At 56.1% G+C, this 1,046-nt stretch carries 1 rRNA gene; it reads left to right on the top strand.

From position 1 onward, the window contains the following. A 23S ribosomal RNA gene (locus G5C51_RS42150) occupies positions 1 to 1,027 on the top strand; the annotation flags it as partial. Positions 1,028 to 1,046: the final 19 nt, after the last annotated feature.

Here is a 1,046-nt window from a genome sequence, read left to right on the forward strand (position 1 = left end):
GCGAAGCTGAGAACTTAAGCGCCAGTAAACGGCGGTGGTAACTATAACCATCCTAAGGTAGCGAAATTCCTTGTCGGGTAAGTTCCGACCTGCACGAATGGCGTAACGACTTCTCGACTGTCTCAACCATAGGCCCGGTGAAATTGCACTACGAGTAAAGATGCTCGTTTCGCGCAGCAGGACGGAAAGACCCCGGGACCTTTACTATAGCTTGATATTGGTGTTCGGTTCGGCTTGTGTAGGATAGGTGGGAGACTTTGAAGCGGCCACGCCAGTGGTTGTGGAGTCGTCGTTGAAATACCACTCTGGTCGTGCTGGATGTCTAACCTCGGTCCGTGATCCGGATCAGGGACAGTGTCTGGTGGGTAGTTTAACTGGGGCGGTTGCCTCCCAAAGAGTAACGGAGGCGCCCAAAGGTTCCCTCAGCCTGGTTGGTAATCAGGTGGTGAGTGTAAGTGCACAAGGGAGCTTGACTGTGAGACTGACGGGTCGAGCAGGGACGAAAGTCGGGACTAGTGATCCGGCGGTGGCTTGTGGAAGCGCCGTCGCTCAACGGATAAAAGGTACCCCGGGGATAACAGGCTGATCTTCCCCAAGAGTCCATATCGACGGGATGGTTTGGCACCTCGATGTCGGCTCGTCGCATCCTGGGGCTGGAGTCGGTCCCAAGGGTTGGGCTGTTCGCCCATTAAAGCGGCACGCGAGCTGGGTTTAGAACGTCGTGAGACAGTTCGGTCCCTATCCGCTGTGCGCGTAGGAGTCTTGAGAAGGGCTGTCCCTAGTACGAGAGGACCGGGACGGACGGACCTCTGGTGTGCCAGTTGTTCTGCCAAGGGCATGGCTGGTTGGCTACGTTCGGAAAGGATAACCGCTGAAAGCATCTAAGCGGGAAGCCTGCTTCGAGATGAGGACTCCCACCCCCATGAGGGGTTAAGGCTCCCAGTAGACGACTGGGTTGATAGGCCAGATATGGAAGCCCTGTAAGGGGTGGAGTTGACTGGTACTAATAGGCCGAGGACTTGTCCATAGCTGCTCGCGTCCACTGT

The organism is Streptomyces coryli (assembly GCF_011044975.1).
Taxonomy (GTDB): domain Bacteria; phylum Actinomycetota; class Actinomycetes; order Streptomycetales; family Streptomycetaceae; genus Streptomyces; species Streptomyces coryli.